This is a genomic window from Clostridium cuniculi, assembly GCF_004353185.1.
In the GTDB taxonomy this organism is placed as follows: Bacteria; Bacillota; Clostridia; order Clostridiales; family Clostridiaceae; genus Clostridium; species Clostridium cuniculi.
Map to the genome: position 1 here is coordinate 1 of NZ_SMUS01000131.1, position 432 is coordinate 432.

General features: G+C 51.9%; 1 rRNA gene. It reads right to left on the reverse strand.

Annotation, left to right across the window (positions count from 1 at the left end):
- Window positions 1–432: ribosomal RNA gene (locus tag EJJ37_RS19925) — 16S ribosomal RNA — on the reverse strand; the annotation flags it as partial.

A 432-nucleotide genomic window follows, 5' to 3' on the forward strand; every position in this document is an offset into this window, starting at 1 on the left:
CTCGGTATCTAATCCTGTTTGCTCCCCACGCTTTCGTGCCTCAGTGTCAGTTACAGTCCAGCAACTCGCCTTCGCTACTGGTGTTCTTCCTAATATCTACGCATTCCACCGCTACACTAGGAATTCCAGTTGCCCCTCCTGCACTCAAGTCCAACAGTTTTAGTAGTAGTGCCGAGGTTGAGCCCCGGAGTTACGCTACTAACTTGCTGAACCACCTACGCACCCTTTACGCCCAGTCATTCCGGATAACGCTTGCCACCTACGTATTACCGCGGCTGCTGGCACGTAGTTAGCCGAGGCTTATTCCTAAGGTACCGTCACTTTCTTCTTCCCTTAGAAAAGAACTTTACAATCCGAAGACCTTCATCATTCACGCGGCGTTGCTGGGTCAGAGTTGCCTCCATTGCCCAATATTCCCCACTGCTGCCTCCC